This window comes from Kitasatospora sp. NPDC101155 (genome assembly GCF_044768305.1).
Classification (GTDB): Bacteria; Actinomycetota; Actinomycetes; order Streptomycetales; family Streptomycetaceae; genus Kitasatospora.
Window position 1 is genome coordinate 472,503 of record NZ_JBIWPN010000001.1, and the last position, 15,489, is coordinate 487,991.

The 15,489-nt window shown below is 70.6% G+C and carries 19 protein-coding genes and 1 tRNA gene; 14 read left to right on the forward strand and 6 right to left on the reverse strand.

Going from position 1 to position 15,489, the window contains the following annotated elements; translation table 11 throughout:
- Positions 1-39: 39 nt before the first annotated feature.
- Entirely contained in the window at positions 40-795 is a 756-nt protein-coding gene (locus ACIRYZ_RS02285) for a GntR family transcriptional regulator (RefSeq protein WP_402938379.1), read from the reverse strand.
- A 536-nt stretch (positions 796-1,331) separates the two neighbouring features.
- On the opposite strand from ACIRYZ_RS02285, the gene ACIRYZ_RS02290 reads away from it, so the two are divergent.
- From ACIRYZ_RS02290 to ACIRYZ_RS02300, 3 genes are read left to right on the forward strand one after another with little or no spacing between them, the layout of a single operon-like run.
- On the forward strand, positions 1,332-2,042 hold the full coding sequence (locus tag ACIRYZ_RS02290; RefSeq protein ID WP_402938382.1) for a GntR family transcriptional regulator: 711 nt from the start codon (positions 1,332-1,334) through the stop codon (positions 2,040-2,042).
- A complete protein-coding gene (locus ACIRYZ_RS02295; protein ID WP_402938384.1) occupies positions 2,039-2,506 on the forward strand; it encodes an ATP-binding protein in 468 nt (155 codons plus the stop codon). The genes ACIRYZ_RS02290 and ACIRYZ_RS02295 overlap by 4 nt, the downstream gene beginning before the upstream one ends.
- Positions 2,503-2,826: a hypothetical protein gene (locus tag ACIRYZ_RS02300; protein ID WP_402938387.1), complete on the forward strand. Its 324-nt coding sequence runs from the start codon at positions 2,503-2,505 to the stop codon at positions 2,824-2,826. Before ACIRYZ_RS02295 ends, ACIRYZ_RS02300 begins: the two co-directional genes overlap by 4 nt.
- A 203-nt stretch (positions 2,827-3,029) precedes the next feature.
- On the opposite strand, the gene ACIRYZ_RS02305 is transcribed toward ACIRYZ_RS02300, so the two are convergent.
- Together ACIRYZ_RS02305 and ACIRYZ_RS02310 are read right to left on the reverse strand one after the other, a co-directional pair.
- Positions 3,030-3,788: a glycosyltransferase family 2 protein gene (locus tag ACIRYZ_RS02305; RefSeq protein ID WP_402938390.1), complete on the reverse strand. Its 759-nt coding sequence runs from the start codon at positions 3,786-3,788 to the stop codon at positions 3,030-3,032.
- 5 nt (positions 3,789-3,793) lie between these two features.
- Entirely contained in the window at positions 3,794-4,582 is a 789-nt protein-coding gene (locus ACIRYZ_RS02310; protein WP_402938393.1) for a GntR family transcriptional regulator, read from the reverse strand.
- Positions 4,583-4,768: 186 nt separating this feature from the next.
- On the opposite strand from ACIRYZ_RS02310, the gene ACIRYZ_RS02315 reads away from it, so the two are divergent.
- The 11 genes from ACIRYZ_RS02315 (at position 4,769) to ACIRYZ_RS02365 (ending at position 14,028) form a co-directional block, all read left to right on the forward strand.
- A complete protein-coding gene (locus ACIRYZ_RS02315; protein WP_402938396.1) occupies positions 4,769-5,143 on the forward strand; it encodes a hypothetical protein in 375 nt (124 codons plus the stop codon).
- 86 nt (positions 5,144-5,229) lie between these two features.
- Positions 5,230-5,529, forward strand: coding sequence for a hypothetical protein (locus tag ACIRYZ_RS02320; protein ID WP_402938399.1), 300 nt, complete (start codon positions 5,230-5,232; stop codon positions 5,527-5,529).
- Positions 5,526-6,815, forward strand: a complete 1,290-nt coding sequence (locus ACIRYZ_RS02325) for a hypothetical protein (protein WP_402938401.1) — start codon at positions 5,526-5,528, stop codon at positions 6,813-6,815. The genes ACIRYZ_RS02320 and ACIRYZ_RS02325 overlap by 4 nt, the downstream gene beginning before the upstream one ends.
- A 32-nt stretch (positions 6,816-6,847) precedes the next feature.
- The gene (locus ACIRYZ_RS02330) at positions 6,848-7,168 is read left to right on the forward strand and encodes a hypothetical protein (protein ID WP_402938404.1); all 321 of its coding nucleotides are present in this window, start codon (positions 6,848-6,850) and stop codon (positions 7,166-7,168) included.
- A gap of 88 nt (positions 7,169-7,256) precedes the next feature.
- A complete protein-coding gene (locus tag ACIRYZ_RS02335; protein ID WP_402938407.1) occupies positions 7,257-9,470 on the forward strand; it encodes a cell division protein FtsK in 2,214 nt (737 codons plus the stop codon).
- 136 nt (positions 9,471-9,606) lie between these two features.
- Positions 9,607-9,858 carry a hypothetical protein gene (locus ACIRYZ_RS02340; protein WP_402938410.1) on the forward strand — a complete coding sequence of 84 codons (252 nt, stop codon included), beginning with the start codon at positions 9,607-9,609 and terminating at the stop codon, positions 9,856-9,858.
- Between the two features lie 24 nt (positions 9,859-9,882).
- Positions 9,883-10,065, forward strand: coding sequence for a hypothetical protein (locus ACIRYZ_RS02345; RefSeq protein WP_396254010.1), 183 nt, complete (start codon positions 9,883-9,885; stop codon positions 10,063-10,065).
- 152 nt (positions 10,066-10,217) lie between these two features.
- Complete coding sequence (locus tag ACIRYZ_RS02350; RefSeq protein ID WP_402938413.1) at positions 10,218-11,111, forward strand: bifunctional DNA primase/polymerase; 894 nt, start codon at positions 10,218-10,220, stop codon at positions 11,109-11,111.
- Positions 11,108-12,115: an AAA family ATPase gene (locus ACIRYZ_RS02355; protein ID WP_402938416.1), complete on the forward strand. Its 1,008-nt coding sequence runs from the start codon at positions 11,108-11,110 to the stop codon at positions 12,113-12,115. The genes ACIRYZ_RS02350 and ACIRYZ_RS02355 overlap by 4 nt, the downstream gene beginning before the upstream one ends.
- A complete protein-coding gene (locus ACIRYZ_RS02360) occupies positions 12,112-12,474 on the forward strand; it encodes a helix-turn-helix domain-containing protein (RefSeq protein ID WP_402938419.1) in 363 nt (120 codons plus the stop codon). Before ACIRYZ_RS02355 ends, ACIRYZ_RS02360 begins: the two co-directional genes overlap by 4 nt.
- Positions 12,475-12,489: 15 nt before the next feature.
- Positions 12,490-14,028: a LacI family DNA-binding transcriptional regulator gene (locus ACIRYZ_RS02365; protein ID WP_402938421.1), complete on the forward strand. Its 1,539-nt coding sequence runs from the start codon at positions 12,490-12,492 to the stop codon at positions 14,026-14,028.
- Between the two features lie 12 nt (positions 14,029-14,040).
- Here the strand turns inward: ACIRYZ_RS02365 and ACIRYZ_RS02370 are convergent, their stop codons facing one another.
- The 3 genes from ACIRYZ_RS02370 to ACIRYZ_RS02380 all read right to left on the reverse strand — a co-directional run bounded on the left by ACIRYZ_RS02370 (position 14,041) and on the right by ACIRYZ_RS02380 (position 15,483).
- Positions 14,041-14,238, reverse strand: coding sequence for a hypothetical protein (locus ACIRYZ_RS02370; protein ID WP_402938423.1), 198 nt, complete (start codon positions 14,236-14,238; stop codon positions 14,041-14,043).
- A 126-nt stretch (positions 14,239-14,364) separates the two neighbouring features.
- A tRNA-Pro gene (locus ACIRYZ_RS02375) sits at positions 14,365-14,438 on the reverse strand.
- A 100-nt stretch (positions 14,439-14,538) separates the two neighbouring features.
- Positions 14,539-15,483, reverse strand: a complete 945-nt coding sequence (locus ACIRYZ_RS02380) for a metallophosphoesterase (protein ID WP_380608707.1) — start codon at positions 15,481-15,483, stop codon at positions 14,539-14,541.
- Between the last annotated feature and the right edge of the window lie 6 nt (positions 15,484-15,489).

Below are 15,489 nucleotides of genomic sequence, written 5' to 3' on the forward strand. Positions count from 1 at the left end.
GCGGAGGCGGTCCTGCTGCGTGCGGAAGTCCGTGGACGCTTAGGGGGTGATGGGTACTTCGTAGACCAGTTCGCAGAGGCCTGCGGGGAGGACGATGTCGGCTGTCTCGACTGCACGGCCGTCGTCGGCGACGTACGTGCGCCGGATGTGCGTGACGAGGGAGCCGCGCTGCACGCCGAGGAGTGAGGCTTCCTCATCGGTCACGTGCCGGGGCTCGGGCTGTTCGGTGAAGTGGCTGACCGTGATGCCGATCTCCGCCATGCGGCTCACCACGCCGCGGCCGGCAAGCGGCCCGCCCTCGGGCAGGACGATGATCGTTCCTGCGGTGAGGTCGTAGGGCTCCCAACTGGTAGACAGCTGGATCGGCTTGCCGTCGGCGAAGTACTCGTAGGACGTGCGCACGCAGAGGTCGCCCTCGGCGATCCCGAGGCGGGCTGCGATGTCCGCCGGCGCCGGGACCTTGGCGTCGGTGCGGCTCTCCCAGGTGCCCCGCCGGCCGAGGCTGGTCATGTCGGCCTGGAAGGGTGAACCTCCGCGGTCTTCGCGTGCTCGGGAGCGGACCAGTCGAAGTCGCTGGCGCGGCTCGGCGACGAACGTGCCTGAGCCCGCGCGGCCTTCCAAGGCGCCCTGGAGGATGAGGAGTTCCTGCGCGCGCCGCACAACGTTGTCGCCTACGCCGAGCTCGCGCGCGAGCTGAGCGCGCGAGGGCAGACGGTCGCCCGGTGCCCATTCCCCGCTGGCGATGCGCTCTTGCAGGGCGTCTGCGATGCGCAGGTACGGAGGTTGCTCACGCATATGGAAAATCTAGTCCACTAGGTCTAATCTAGTTAACTAGCTTCGCTCTGAGTGGCCGAGAAGCTACGGAGGGGTGTCCTGTGTTCTCGTGCGATCGGGCACGTGCTGACGGCATCACTGCTGGTCTCTTGGCCCTCGGGCTCGATCCGCAGATGAAGGATCACGGCAATCACGCCTGCATAGAAACGGAGGTGCCGGACTCGACAACGGCCGAGTCGTGGGGAGTTCTCCTGGCGTTGCTGGAGACAGCCGACCAGTTCGGACTTGTCAGCAGCGCCAGCCGCGGCCTGATCGCATGGGCCGCTGTCCGCATGGATGCGCCCGCGACGGACGATGCAGTCGCCGTCGCGGGACAGTGCCGTCAGCTGTATGGGAGCTGATCAGCGTGTTCGACCTTATCCGCCCCGCCCCGACGCGGACCAGGCGTCAGCTCGTTGCGTTTTCGAGCCGTCGTGCCCCGGCCCCGCGGCCGTACCGCAGCTCCACCGATGACAACCGGAGGTGGTGAGCGCGTCATGGCCGTCCGATACACACGTGTGGCCGAGGACCTCCGGCGCCGAATCGGCTCCGGGGCGCTCGCGGCCGGCAGCAAGCTGCCCCCGGAAAGTGAGCTTGCCGCGACGTACGAAGTCGGCTTGCCGACTCTGCGTCGGGCTCTGGAGGAGCTCCAGTCCGAGGGGCTGATCGAGAAGTTCCATGGCAACGGGAACTTCGTTCGCCGTCCGGTTCAGCCGATCACTTACGCCAGTGGGCGCCACCCGCAGGACGCACCGGCGGTGTACTCGCCTTTGCTGCGGATCGAGGTCACCGTGACCGAGGTCAGGGCAGCGGGCGAGCTCCAGTCGTTGCTCCGGGTCCGCGCCAAGACTCCGGTGGTCGAGCGTGTCTACCTCAGCGAGCAGGCTGGTCGCCCGTGCAGTCTGGCGCGCGTCTACGTGCCGCGTGCGCTGGACGCTCCTCTCTCGGAAGCTCCGTGGTCGCCCTGGGGCGACGACGTCCGCGCGCATCTGCTCGCGCGCGGCATCCAGTGCGCGGCGACTGCCGAGCGCGTCACTGCGCGCTTTCCGAGCGCCGAAGAGGCCGACGCGCTTCGCATCGTTGCCCGGATCCCCGTCCTGGCGATCGAGCGCACGTCGGTTGACAGCACCGGTCGCGTGGTGATGGGCGTGTTGCTGGTGCTCCCCAGCGACCGAGCCGAGGTGGTCTTCTCGACCGGCGGGCCAGAGCTGATGGGGGCCGGGAAGTGACGAAGCCCATCGGAACGTCTCAGGCTTGGCTGTCTCGTCATCAGAAGTCGGTTGGCGTGGCTCGGAGCCTGCTCCGGGAGTTTCTGGCAGACATCGAGAGCGGCCAACTGTTCCTGGGCGTCGGCGAGTTGGTCGCGTCTGAGCTGGTTAACAATGCCGTGCAACACGCGCGGGTGCCAGGCCGTTTGATCTTCGTCCGATTCGACATGGAGCCCGGGCTGCTGCGCATCGAGGTTCACGACGCTAGTCGGCGGATCCCGACGATGCGCACGGCGGGCGATGAGGACGAGTCCGGCCGCGGGCTGCAGTTGGTTGACCAGCTCGCGAAGGAGTGGGGCGTGAGCCCCCGTGAGGGTGTGGGCAAGGCGGTCTGGGCGTTGGTTGCCCCAGCGGACGAGGGGTGCGCTGTGAGCACTGACCAGACCGCGCAGCATCAGCAAGAGGCCGAGGAGAGTGCGCGGTGATCAGCATGAACGACGGAGAGACGAAGGCGTTCGGCCCGGTCGTGGCCTCGATCGACGGCATCATGCCCGAGGCGGAGTTCTTCAGGCTCCCCGACGCGCTTGCGGCGCTGCTCAGGGAGATCGAGCCGCTGGCGGTGTGGGCATGGCACCGGGACTTCATTGAGTGCGGCCTCGGTCGGCCGGGTGCGGCGGAGTTCATCGCGGGTCAGGTGCAGCGCACGGGCAGCTGGACGCTGGCGCTCTACGTCGGCGACCTGTTGGAGCCTGCCGAGCCCCACATGATCAGGATCCGCCCGGCCTATACGTCGGCGCCGAAGTGAACGCGCAGGCCTCTGCTCAGCCCAGCGCACGCGTCTGACGGATTTCGAGCAGGGAGGGGAAGTGCAGCCGCTCCGGGCCGATCGTGCCCGGAGGCCGGCCAGGCCACCCCATCCCTGAGGCGCTGACTACGGCTGAGCCCGGACATCTCTCCGTCCTGGAGAGGTGTCCGGGCTCTCGCCGTTCCGGCCGCGAGACGAAATGCTCAGGCTCCGGTGGGGTACTGCCACGCCAGTCCCGCAAGCAACTCCGCCCTGGCTTCGATGACCGTCATCCGGGCCTCGCGCTCGGCGCTGTCGACGTGGGCGGCCTGGCTGGTCACCTGGCCGGGCCACTTTCGGTAGTGCAGGCCGACCTCCGGGGAGAACCAGCCGCGGCTCACCGCGCTGAGTGCGAGGAGAAGACCGGTGTCCTCGGATGCGGGGAGGGCCATCCAGGCGCCGAGGGCAAGCAGCAGGTCGCGCCGGATACACAGCGTCGCCGGGTGGACCTGGGCGCGGTAGTCGTGAGCCTTCCAGTGGTCCAGGACGGCACCGCGCTCGATAGGGCCGGCGGGCGGGTCCTGGTCGAAGCCGACGAACGAGCCGTCTGGGAGCAGGTCAAGGACGCGCGAGGTCGTCCAGCCGATCTCGGGGTTCGAGGTGAGCGCGGCGATATCGCGGGCGAGGGCGCCGGGGGCCAGCATGTCGTCGGCGTCCAGCACCTTGACGTACTCGCCCTCGGCCCGCGCCAGTGCCATGGTCCGGGCCATGCCCGCACCGCCAGGTCGGCCCTGGCGGAAGCTGATCCGGATGTCGTCGGGGACGTAGGGGGCGACCTGGTCACTCCTACCGTCTTCCTGGATCAGCCAGAGCCAGTCCCAGCCCTCCGGCAGTTCCTGCTCGCAGAGTGACTTGTAGGCGTCCGGCAGGAACTGCGCGGCCGGCGGGTGGACGGCGGTGACGATGATGATGCGCCGCTGCACGGCCCTCACCACCTTTCCAGTTGAGTAGTGAAGGTCAGCTCCGTGCGGTCGCCCGGGAGGGTGACGTCAGCGATGTCCACGACGCGCCCCTTGACGTCGAAGGACGTCTTTCGCAGGACCAGGACGGCGGTGCCGGGCGGCAACTCCAGTTCCTCGGTTTCCTCGGCCGTCGGTGGCCGCGCGGTGACGCGCTCGACGATCCGGTCGACCTCGATGCCGACCGTGTGGAGCTGGTTCTGCGTCCCGCCGGGCCAGGGCTCCTTCGTGGCGTCCAGAAGGTCGGGGTTGCCCGCGATCATGTCGTGGACCAGGTACGAACGGGTGAGATTGAACGGAGCCGTCTCCGTGCGGTAGCGCGTATGGAAGACGCGCTCCAGCAGAGTCGTTCCTTCTGCCACTCCGAAAGCGGCCGCCCACTCGGCGTCCGCGGGGATCTGCCGGTACTCGGCAGTGAAGACCAGGTCGTCCAGCTCCAGACCGGTGTCGCGCTCGGTCGCGCCAGTCTGCTGGCGCTGCGCCAGCGAGCTGCGCGCGCGGTCCTTCTCCCACTGGTGCCGGCCGTTGCTGCGCTGTACGAGCTTGCGTGCCTTGCGGACGAAGGTGCCGCGACCGTGCTGCTTCTCGATCAGCCCTTCGGCCTGGAGGAGAGCCAGGGCCTGGCGGACGGTCGGGAGGCTCTTGCCGTACTGCCCGACGAGGCTCGTCTCCGCCGGCAGCCGGTCGCCGGGCTTCAGTTCGCCTGCCCGGATGAGCTGGCGGAGGTCGTCCGCGATGCGCTCATACGCCTTCGCCATGGTGATCACCGTCCTGGTCGTCTAGCGGAAACCAGCATACGAGTCCTCAAGAGGACTTGACGAGTTGGGGTGACGTGACTCATAGTCATTCGCAACTCCTCAAGAGGACCTGAGGACAGGATCTCTTAAGGAGTTGCGGGCGACCGGGCATGACCGGACCCGCTTCCGATCCCGAGAGGGGGGCCAATGCAACTCGCAATCGGTGACGTCGTCCGCGACCGGAGCGACATGACACTGGGCACGGTGGCCGGTGCCGCCGACCAGGCTGACGGCAGCGTCGTGGTGATCCAGCTCTCCGGCGGGGAGCTGCGCCAGGTCCAGCGGTACGACCTGGAGCTGGTGGGCCGCCGGCCCGAGTCGAAGACGGCCGGCGGGAGTGTGGCGTCGTGGGGCCGCCACGGTCTCGCCTTCACCGCGGCGACGCTCGGTGGTGGCGCCGAGCTGGCTTCTGGCGGCGGCTGGCTGCTGGCCTTCCTGGTCGGTCTCGGCTCCTCCTCCGCCGTCGTGACGGCCGTTCAGGCCGTGCAGCGGATGGCCGCCCCGCGGCGCATCCACGTCTGAATAATCCGTCGCCAGCGGTGGCGGTCGACGGATCAAGGAAGCCCGCCGCCCTGGCTCTCTCCATCCCTTCCAGGAGCAGGAGAAGCATGCGCACTTCGTTACACGATCGACAGGCCGACAAGGCCGAGGAGTTCGAAGAGCAGGTCGGTCGGGTGTCGGAAGGCGAGCAACTGCCGGAGTTCCTCCGTGATTTGTTCGTCGGTCGGGCCGGCGAATCCGACGTTGAGCGCGCTGTTCGCGTGGACGCTGCCCGGGGCATCCTGGCGGACCTCCGCGAGGACGCGCCTGAGCTGGTCGCGTACGTCGCGGAGCTGCTGCTGGGCGCCGCCACGCTCGTGACACGCTCCGCCGACTACCGGTCGTTCCGGCCGGGGACGGCCGCATGAGCCGGCCGACCGTCTACAGTCCGCGGGCCGCACGGCAGTTGGACGCGGTCGCCGTGGAGCTCGCGCGGGCGCAGGTCGGGCGAGAGCGGGCCGAGGCCGATGCCGTGGCGCAGAGCGCGCGTATGGCCGCCGAGCGGGAGCGCCAGGCGGCGTTGGCCGAGTTGCGGGCGGTCGCGGAGGCCGAGCGCGAGCGGCGCAGGGCGCGGCGGCGCTCCGAGCGGGCACGAAGGTGGGCCAACCGCCGGGAAACCCTGGCCGGCCGTGCGGCGCTGCTGGCCACTCTGGCGGTGATCGTGCTGTTCGTGGTGGTGGCGCTGCCGGCGCAGATCAGCTTTCTCGCTCAGCGCTGGTCGTTGCCGATGGCGCTGGCCGGCGGAAGCGCGCTGGAGTCCCTGACGTGGGTCTTCGCACTGCAAGGCCGGGTGCGGGACGCGCGCGGCCTGTCCGCAGCGGTGCACCATGCGGGCATCTGGGTCGCGGCCCTGGTCGCCGCGGGCGTCAATCTCACCCACGGCGCGCAGATGTGGGGGATCGGCTTCGCGGTCGTGGCCGCGTGCGGCTCGCTCGCCGCGCCGATCACCTGGCACATGTACTTGCACTCGCAGCGGGAGGGCGTCAGCGACCCGGGCCAGGCACGGCGCGACCGTCGGCGGAGGCGCCATCACCGCAAGGTGGCGCAGACCGCGAGGTGGCTGGCCAGCGCGCTGCCTTCGGAGCTGGCGTCGGACGAGTTGTGGGCGCTGGCCTGGCGGGCGGTGCACGGTGCCGAGCCGGGGGTTACTGCGGACCTGCTCGGCGCGCACGCCAAGGCGTCAGCGGCGGTGGCGAAGTACCTGTGCCCGGGGGACCGGGCCGACGTGGACCTGCTCGCCCAGCCTGCCGCCGGTCGGCCTGCGCTGTGGACGACCGATGCGCGGGCCGCCGTGGAAGCCGGCTTCGCCGCTGCCCGACCGGTCGCCGAGCTCCTGCGGGTCGACGCCAACGGCTCTGCACCGGCAGCGCGGCCAGCGGAGCGTACAACCCCGTACAGCCAGCTCAGGGGCCGTACAAGCGCAAAGGGCACACCCCGTACAACCTCCGTACCGGCCGCACTGGACGACGCCGCGATGGAGGCGAAGCGCCGTGCGGCACGGGCCGCGATCCGGCGCACGCTCGCCGACGGCCGCGTTCCCTCGCCGACCGAGATCGGGCGGACACACGGCATGTCCCCCGAGTGGGGTGCCAAGCAGATCCGGACCGTCCGGACGGAACGGCAGTCCGCGCCCATCGGCGCGACCGGCAAGTGACCGAGTCATCCCCAACCTGAAGGGACTATGCGATGAGCCTCATCGTGACGTACGTGCACGCCACTCCCGAGAGCACGGTCACCGGGAAGCGACAGGCCGACGGTTGCCCCGTTCTGACACTGGCGATCGCGACGGGTGAGGTCGACATCTTCGGCCCGAGCCCGAAGTTCGACGGTCCCGCCGCGCACCTCGCGTTCGCGGAGGCGCTGGCCAGCGCGGCGCACAGGTTCCTGGAGCTGGCCCGGGACTACGCCGCCGGAGCGCAGCCGTGGCAGCTGGACCGGCCGGGCGGAGTCGAGCCGGAGAACGTCCCGGACGTCGTCGCCGAAGCCGACACGGCGCGCTCGCTCTGAGACGCCGACGAACACCCGGGACTCGCCCCGCCTGGCAGCACAGCGCGTCCCGGGCCCCCTTCGCCACCGACGTGAGGAAGGATCCACAGTGAACCACGACGACGAAAGCGACGACGCGCGCGAGCTGTTCGCGCGCCTCGAAGCCGAGTTGAACGCCGACCGCGACGGCAGCCCGGCAGGCCTCGGCCAGGGCGGGCCCCAGCGTGAGCGGCACGGCACCGAACCTGCCCCGGCCGTCAACCAGGGCAGCCCGGAGACGGACTCGGTGTACGAGGACGCACCCGCCGCGTCGGTCGACAAGCCGGCGCCCGCCGGTCCCGGGTGGCTGGAGCGCGTCCAGGCGGAGAAGCGCCGACCGGTGGTCCCGGCCTGGCTCCGGAGCAAAGCCGAGTTTCAGGCAGCGGCTCGCTGGACGGTGGGCCACTACGCCCACACGATGGGCTTCCACGCGGCCCGCCTGCCGGCCTACGCGGGCAAGCTCGCGGTGCGCTCGCCCCGCGGTGCCGCCCGTGCGATGCGGGAGTTCCGTCGGTGGACGCGCGACCTCGAAGGCGAGCCGATCCGCGCGTACGCCGTCGCCGCCGAGGACGCCGAGCTGTACCTGAAGCTGACCCGTCAACGTGACCGGCGGGTCGCCGCGCGCGGCTGGCTCATCGTCCTGTACGCCCTGACCGTCGCTGCGTTCGTCCCGCTGTTGGTGCTGAGCACTCCCGGATGGATCCAACTGGCACTCGTCGCCGCCGTTGTGCTCGGCCTCGGTGCAGCAGGGGCACCGGCCGATCAGCCGCTGATCTCCCGCGCGGTGATTGCGGCGACGGTGCAGCGACTGACCTCCGAGATGGTGGAACGGGCGTTGTCCGTGCTGGCCATCAGCGGTATGACTCAGTACCTCTCCAAGGGCGGCCGCGTGGAGTTCACGGCCCCGATCACCCGCGACGGGCCCGGTTGGCGCGCCGACGTCCAGCTCCCGCCTGGAGTCACGGTCGGCGAGGTGATGGAGAAGCGCGACAAGCTGGCCTCCGGTCTGCGTCGGCCGCTGGGCTGCGTGTGGCCGGAGCCGATGGCGGGCGAGCACCCGGGCATGATGGCGCTCTGGGTCGGCGACCAGGACATGAACAAGACGCGCCAGCCGGAGTGGCCGCTACTCAAGGCCGGGACCGTGGACCTGTTCAAGGCGGTTGGCTTCGCCACCGACCAGCGCGGACGCTGGGTCGACGTCACCCTGATGTACGTCGCGGGCGTCATCGGTGCCATCCCGCGTATGGGCAAGACCTTCCTGCTGCGCCTGCTCCTGCTGATCGCGGCCCTGGACCCGCGCGCCGAGCTGCACACCTACGACCTCAAGGGCACCGGCGACCTGGACCCGGTCGGGGAGAAGGTCTCGCACCGCCACCGGGCCGGCGAGGACGACGAGGACATCAAGTACGCCCTGGAGGACATGCGCGCGATCCGGGAGGAACTGCGCCGCCGCGCCAAGGTGATTCGCTCCCTTCCGCGAGACATCTGCCCCGAGTCCAAGGTCACCAGCGAACTGGCCGACAAGAAGTCGCTGGGGCTGCACCCGATCGTCATCGGCGTGGACGAGTGCCAGAAGTGGTTTGAACACTCGCTCTACGGGCGTGAGTTGGAGGAGATCTGTACGGACCTCGTCAAGCGCGGTCCGGCGACCGGCATCGTTCTCCTGCTCGCCACGCAGCGCCCGGATGCCAAGTCGCTGCCGACCGGCATCAGCGCCAACGCCTCCGTCCGGCTGTGCCTCAAGGTCATGGGCCAGCTGGAGAACGACATGGTCCTGGGCACCAGCTCCTACCGCAACGGCATCCGGGCCACCACGTTCGCGTGGGCTGACAAGGGCATCGCCTACTTCGTAGGCGAAGGCGCGGACGCCCGGATCGTGCGGGCCGTCAACATCGACGCCCCCACGGCCGAAGCCATCGCCACCCGCGCCCGAGCGGTGCGCGAGCGGGCCGGCCTGCTCACCGGATACGCCGCCGGCAAGGACAGCGCACCGGCCGACGGGCCGTCCTACGACCTGCTGGCGGACATCCTCGCCGTCGTCCCGGCCGCCGAGGCGAAGGTGTGGTCGGAGACCGTCGTCGCCAGGCTCGCGGAGCTCCGCTCGGAGGTCTACGCCGGGTGGGCGCCCGACCAGCTGACCGCCGCGCTCAAACCGCACGGCATCAGCACCGGCCAGGTCTGGGGCACTGCCGAGGACGGTAAGGGCGCCAACCGGCGCGGCATCACCCGCGCTCACATCGTCGCCGCTGCTACGAAGCGTGATCAGAAGCGCGACGCGGCCTGACCGCCGTCGGCGCTAGGTCTAGCACCGGCACCCGCTAGACCTAGCGCCCCCGCTAGCACGCTCAAACCGCCCTGAACAGGGATCTATCGCCTAGCGCCCCGTATCTCGGGGCGCCCGTAAACGCCAGGGAGGATGCATGTCCAGCGCCCTGCTGGCCGCTAGCCCAGTCCTGCTGTTCATCACGCTGGGTTACGCGCTGCTCTGCGTGGCCAGCCCGTTCGGCGACTGCCGTAAGTGCCGCGGCTTCGGCTTCCACCTCAAGTACGACCGCCGCGGCCGGCCCTGCCGGGGGAAGCACTGCCGCCGCTGCGACGGCATCGGCAAGCGCATCCGGGTCGGACGCCACCTCTACAACCTCGCGCGCCGCCTGTGGGCCGGCGCCCGCTGACGTCCTCACGAAGGGAGTCCGGCCGTGGCCGTCACCATCTCCACCGCTCTGATCTTCTTCGCCATCACCGCGGTCCTTGTCTGGGCCAAGCGAGTCAGCATCCTCGCCGCCGCCGCGGTCTGGCTCTCGGGTTTCACCGCCGCCGCGACCGTGGTGGCAAGCCCCATCCACGCCCTGCTCACCGCACTCACTACGGCCGGCCGCTGAGCCACCAGCCGAATCGGCGACAGCCGACGCCCGACTGGCCGGCAGCAAGGCCGGTTGTCGACGCGTCAGCCAAACCCGGGACAGCGGACGACGGATCAGGAAGCCCGCTGCCCCGGCCTCCATCCCAACCAGGAATAAGAGGTGCTCCAAGCATGCACCACGCCACCCCCGGCCCGCTGCTGCGGGCCGCATTCAAGGCCATCGAACGCGGTTGGCACGTCTTCCCGTTGGTGCCTGGCGAGAAGCGTCCGGCGGTCAGGGCCTGGGAACCGCGCGCCACGACCGACCGCCGGCGCGCCGCCCGGTGCTGGACCGCGGGCCGCTACAACGTCGGTGTCGCCACGGGTCCCTCCCGGCTGGTGGTCATCGACCTGGACGTGCCCAAGCACAGCCAGGACCGGCCGCCGGCCGGGACACCGGCCGGAGTGGCTGACGGCCGTGACGCCCTTGCTCACCTCGCCGAGCAAGCCGGGAAGCCGTTCCCGGGTGAGACCCACACCGTTCGAACCCGCCGCGGGCTCCACCTCTACTTCGCGGCTCCCGCGGGTGTGGAGCTGCGGAACACCGCCTCGGTTCTCGGGTGGAAGGTCGACACCCGGGCCTGTGGCGGCTACGTGGTCGGCGCCGGCAGCACGGTGGACGGCAGCCGCTACCTAGTGCTCCGCGATGAAGAACCCGCGCCGCTGCCGGACTGGATCCGCGAGCTCCTCGTGCCAGCATCTCTGCCGCCGCAGGTGCACGTCACCACCAAGCTGACCGCCAGCGACCGCCACCGCGCCTACCTGGACGCTGCGGAGGGACGTGAGTTGGAGCGCGTCACCGGCGCCCGCCCGGGGCAGCGGAACCGGGCCCTGTACCTCGCCTCCGTGGCGCTGGGGCAGCTCGTGGCCGGTGGTGAGCTGTCCGCCTTCGAGGTCGCCGAGCGGCTCGTCTCGACTGCCCTGGCGAAGGGCCTGGCCGAACGGGAAGCCCGAGCCACCGTCGCCTCGGGCTTCCGCGCCGGGGCCAAGCGTCCCCGTACGGTCGCGCGGAGGTGGGCGGCGTGAGCGAGTCCTCGTACATCCCGGGAACCGGCTCGCCGGACCCACTCCCGTTGCAGCCCGCGCAGCAGCGCATCCGTACCGCCTGGACCGCCGACGAGCTGATGGCGGCCCAGTTCCCCGAGCCGCGCTGGGCGGTGCCCGGCATCATCTCGGAGGGGGTCAACCTCCTTGCCGGGCCGCCCAAGGTCGGTAAGTCGTGGCTCTCGCTCGGCCTGGCGCTCTCGGTCGCCGCAGGCGGCCAGGCCCTTGAGCGGGTCCGGGTGGACTCCGGCCCGGTGCTGTACCTGGCGTTGGAGGACACCGCGCGCCGCCTGCAGACCCGGATGCGCAAGATCCTCGGTACCGCTCCGGCGCCGTCCACGCTGACGCTCGCCACCTCGTGCCCCGCGCTGCCGCAGGGCGGAAGCGAGGCCATCGCGCAGTGGGTCGAGCGCCACCCGGACGCCCGGATGGTCATCATCGACGTCTTCGCGAAGATGCGCGGACCGTCCATGCCCGGTGCTTCCGCCTACGACGCGGACTATGCGGCCGTCGGCCACGCCAAGCGGATCGCCGACCACTACGGCATCGCGATCGTGCTGGTTCACCACGTCCGCAAGGCCGGCTCGGACGACTTCCTCGCCGAGGTCTCGGGCACCAACGGCCTGGCCGGTGCCGCCGACGCGACCCTGGTCCTCAAGCGCGCCCGGGGCCAGGCCGACGGGGTCCTTCACGTCACTGGCCGCGACGTGGACGAGACCGAGTACGCGCTCCGCTTCCACCCGGAGGCGGGTGCCTGGCAGCTCCTCGAAGGCACCGCGGCCGACCACACCATCGGCGACACCCGCGCCGCGATCCTGCGCTACGTGCGCGCCAACCCGGGGGCCAGGCCGAAGCAGATCACCGAGGGGACCGGCCTGGAGCCGGCCCTCGTCCGGCAGACCTGCTCCCGGATGGCCAACGATGCTCAGCTCTTGCGGCGGGCCGGCGGCTACGCCGTCCCGGACGAGAACGGGGGACAGGGATGACCAGTCACAGCCGTCACAGTGTCACACCCGTCACGCCGGAAGCGCTGTACCGTCCGGATCAGGTCGCCGCGATGCTCGGGCGCTCGGAGTGGTGGGTCAGGGACCAGGCCAGGAAGACCCGCATCCCGTACTGCCGGGTCGGCAACAGCTACCGGTTCACGGCCGAGCACCTGGTCGAGATCGTCAGGCTCCTCGAAGTGCGCCCGCAGGTGAGCCCGCCTCTGATCTCCGTCGACCCGCAGCCGGCTCGCTCGGCCTGTCCTGCTGGCCCTGAGCGGGCTGCCGCGCCGCAGACGTGCCTCAAGGCGCGGCCGCCGCGTCGGCGTCTGCGTGAGCTCCAGACGGCCGCGGTTGCGTAGGGGGAGGGAACAGCAATGGGGTTCGGAGAGAAGCGCGGCGACTACTACCGCGGCCGGTACTGGCTGGCTCCGGGCAAGCTCGCCACCGTGGCGGACGAGAACGGCGCCACGATCCGGTTCCGCACCAAGCGGGAGGCGGCCAAGGCGGCCAACGACAAGGAGGCTCTGGTCCGCGCCGGGACGCTGCCGCCGGCGCCCAAGCCTGCGCCGGAACCGCAGCCTGCGCCGACGCCGCTCACCTTCGGCGAGTACGCCAGCTCCTGGTACGGAGAGCAGGACCTGGCCGCCTCGACCATGCAGAACTACAAGCGCCACATCGAGCAGCACCTGCTCCCCGAGTTCGAGTCGGTTCCGATCGTGGAGATGACCCGAGCCCGGATCGAGGCGTGGGCCAAGGCCGAGCGGGAGCGCGGCTACGCGGTGAGCAGCATCAAGACCTGGCGCAGCACGCTGCACCTGGTCCTCGGCGATGCGGTGGAGGACGGAATTCGCGACTCGAACCCGGCGGCCAGGCGACGAGGCCGGGGGAAGCGTGCCGGCCGGTCGCGCAACCGTGGCCCCGAGAAGGTGGTGACCGACGCGCTCGGCATCCTGTTGATCGGCGAGCGTGCCTCCCTGCTCTCCGGACGGGACGACGAGTTCGTTGCGGTGGTCTCCAAGGGATTCACGGGTAAGCGGTGGGGTGAGCTGGTCGGGCTGGAAACGGAGTACGTCCGGCCCACGAGCGTGCGGATCGAGTGGCAGCTGTACGAGCTGGACAGCGGGGAACTTCACCGCTGCCCGCCCAAGGACGACTCGTACCGCACGATCGACACCCCGCCCTTCCTCTCGGCCCTGCTGGCCAGGCAGATCGAGCGGAACCAGCCGAAGCCCTGCGCTTGCCATGGGCGGACCTACGTCTTCAGCGGCCACGGAGCTGCCAACGGCGCGGCTCGCCGCACTGGCGTGAAGCTCGTCGACGTCGCCCGGCGCGCCGGGGTCTCCGCCGGCACCGTGTCGAACGTGCTGAACCGGCCCGAGACCGTGCCGGAGGTCACGCGGCTGCGCGTCACCAAGGCCATCGCGGATCTCGGCTACCTCCGCAACGGTGCCGGCGGGGAGAACGCGGCGCACTGGCGGCGGAGCGGCTTCGCGCAGTGGCTGTTCCAGCCGGCGGCGACGGGGTGGTACCCCAAGAAGTCCCCGCAGCCAGCGCACCCGGTCCCGGTACTGGCTGAACCCTGGCCCGGGATCCCTGCCCGGGGACGAGGCGCGGCGGCACGGGCGGAGGCCTGCTGGCTGCCGATCGCCCAGGGGCTCACGCCGCACGGCGAGCGCCACGCGCACAAGGTGATGCTGGACTGGCTGAAGACGCCGAAGGTGCTGACCGACGAGCGGATGGGCCACCTCGACGGCTCTGTCGGGGCCCGCTACTCCCACGTCACGCAGGAGATGCGCGACGAACTCATGGAAGGTCTGACTCGGATCTGGGAGGAGGCGCTCGCCGCCCGCCGGCGGATGTCGCCCTGCTCGACAGTGGCCGTCCTCGACGCGCTGCTGAGGGACCGCCAGTAGCCCGGTACCTTCTCAGCCCGTTACGAGCACTGAGATGACCTCGAACACGACCCACGCCAAGAACAGCGCCGGCAGTACCGCGATGCCGAGGAACACATAAGCGGCTCGTTTGGCGACAGGCGTGCCGTGCTCCCGCAGCGCAGCAAAGCAGACCAGCGCTACCGCGATCACCGGTACCGACCAGACCACTACGAACGAACCGTCTGGCATCTCCACCCCTTGGCCGTGGGAGCGGGATTCCTTGATCCACTCCCCAGCTCACTCCCCGACGGGCCTGAAACGCAGTCAGGGCCGGTCTCCCTTGCGGGAGACCGGCCCTGAGCTGGTCTTACTGGGTCGGGGTGGCGGGATTTGAACCCACGGCCTCTTCGTCCCGAACGAAGCGCGCTACCAAGCTGCGCCACACCCCGGTCTTGCGGTTTGTCGCTCCGTCTCCTTCGCGACGAGTAGAACTCTACCGGACGCTCGCCGAGACACGAAATCCGGTTTCGTGCGGGCGTCCGGTGCTGGTCAGCGGGGGGCCGGGGTGAGGGTGAGGAGGGTGGCCTCGGGCGGGCAGGCGAAGCGGACCGGGGTGTAGCGGTTGGTGCCGCAGCCGGCCGAGACGTGGAGGTAGGAGCGGTGGCCGCCGGCCTGGTGGGTGGAGAGTCCCTTGACCCGGCGGGTGTCGAGGTCGCAGTTGGTGACCAGGGCGCCGTAGAAGGGGATGCAGAGCTGGCCCCCGTGGGTGTGGCCGGCCAGGATCAGTGGGTAGCGGTCGGCGGTGAAGGCGTCGAGGACGCGCAGGTAGGGCGCGTGGACGACGGCGAGGGAGAGGTCGGCGTCGGCGGAGGGGCCGCCGGCGACCTCGGAGTAGCGGTCGCGACGGATGTGCGGGTCGTCGAGGCCGGTGAACTCCAGGTCGAGGCCGCCGACGGTGAGGCGGCCGCGGGTGTTGGTGAGGTCGAGCCAGCCGGCCGCGTCGAAGCCGTCGCGGAGCTTCTCCCACGGGTTGTGGACGGCGCCCGTGATACCGCGGCGGGCGGTGCCGTCGGGGTTGTTCATGCCGTGGGCGCCGCTGCGCATGGCCTGGAGGTAGCGGGCCGGGTTCTTGCGGGCCGGGCCGTAGTAGTCGTTGGACCCGAAGACGTAGACGCCGGGGAACTCCATGAGCGGCCCGAGCGCGTCGAGGGTGGCCGGGACGCCGAGCGGGTCGGAGAGGTTGTCGCCGGTGTTGACCACCAGGTCGGGGCGCAGGCCGGCCAGGCTCTTCAGCCAGCGCTGCTTCTTGCCCTGCCCGCTCACCATGTGGATGTCGGACACCTGTAGGACCCGGATGGGCTTGGCGCCGTGGGGCAGGACGGGGACCTCGACCCGGCGGAGCCGGAAGGCACGTACCTCGTACCCGACGGAGTAGGCGAGGCAGGCGGCGCCGGCGGCGGCAACGCCGAGCGGAACGGAGTACAGCGGTCGCATCAGCCC

Coding starts and splice junctions, on each gene's coding strand:
- ACIRYZ_RS02370 (WP_402938423.1), bottom strand. CDS start 14,238: ATGCCAGACGGTTCGTTCGTAGTGGTCTGGTCGGTACCGGTGATCGCG.
- ACIRYZ_RS02380 (WP_380608707.1), bottom strand. CDS start 15,483: ATGCGACCGCTGTACTCCGTTCCGCTCGGCGTTGCCGCCGCCGGCGCC.
- ACIRYZ_RS02360 (WP_402938419.1), top strand. CDS start 12,112: ATGACCAGTCACAGCCGTCACAGTGTCACACCCGTCACGCCGGAAGCG.
- ACIRYZ_RS02340 (WP_402938410.1), top strand. CDS start 9,607: ATGTCCAGCGCCCTGCTGGCCGCTAGCCCAGTCCTGCTGTTCATCACG.
- ACIRYZ_RS02285 (WP_402938379.1), bottom strand. CDS start 795: ATGCGTGAGCAACCTCCGTACCTGCGCATCGCAGACGCCCTGCAAGAG.
- ACIRYZ_RS02315 (WP_402938396.1), top strand. CDS start 4,769: ATGCAACTCGCAATCGGTGACGTCGTCCGCGACCGGAGCGACATGACA.
- ACIRYZ_RS02365 (WP_402938421.1), top strand. CDS start 12,490: ATGGGGTTCGGAGAGAAGCGCGGCGACTACTACCGCGGCCGGTACTGG.
- ACIRYZ_RS02350 (WP_402938413.1), top strand. CDS start 10,218: ATGCACCACGCCACCCCCGGCCCGCTGCTGCGGGCCGCATTCAAGGCC.
- ACIRYZ_RS02325 (WP_402938401.1), top strand. CDS start 5,526: ATGAGCCGGCCGACCGTCTACAGTCCGCGGGCCGCACGGCAGTTGGAC.
- ACIRYZ_RS02320 (WP_402938399.1), top strand. CDS start 5,230: ATGCGCACTTCGTTACACGATCGACAGGCCGACAAGGCCGAGGAGTTC.
- ACIRYZ_RS02310 (WP_402938393.1), bottom strand. CDS start 4,582: ATGGCGAAGGCGTATGAGCGCATCGCGGACGACCTCCGCCAGCTCATC.
- ACIRYZ_RS02330 (WP_402938404.1), top strand. CDS start 6,848: ATGAGCCTCATCGTGACGTACGTGCACGCCACTCCCGAGAGCACGGTC.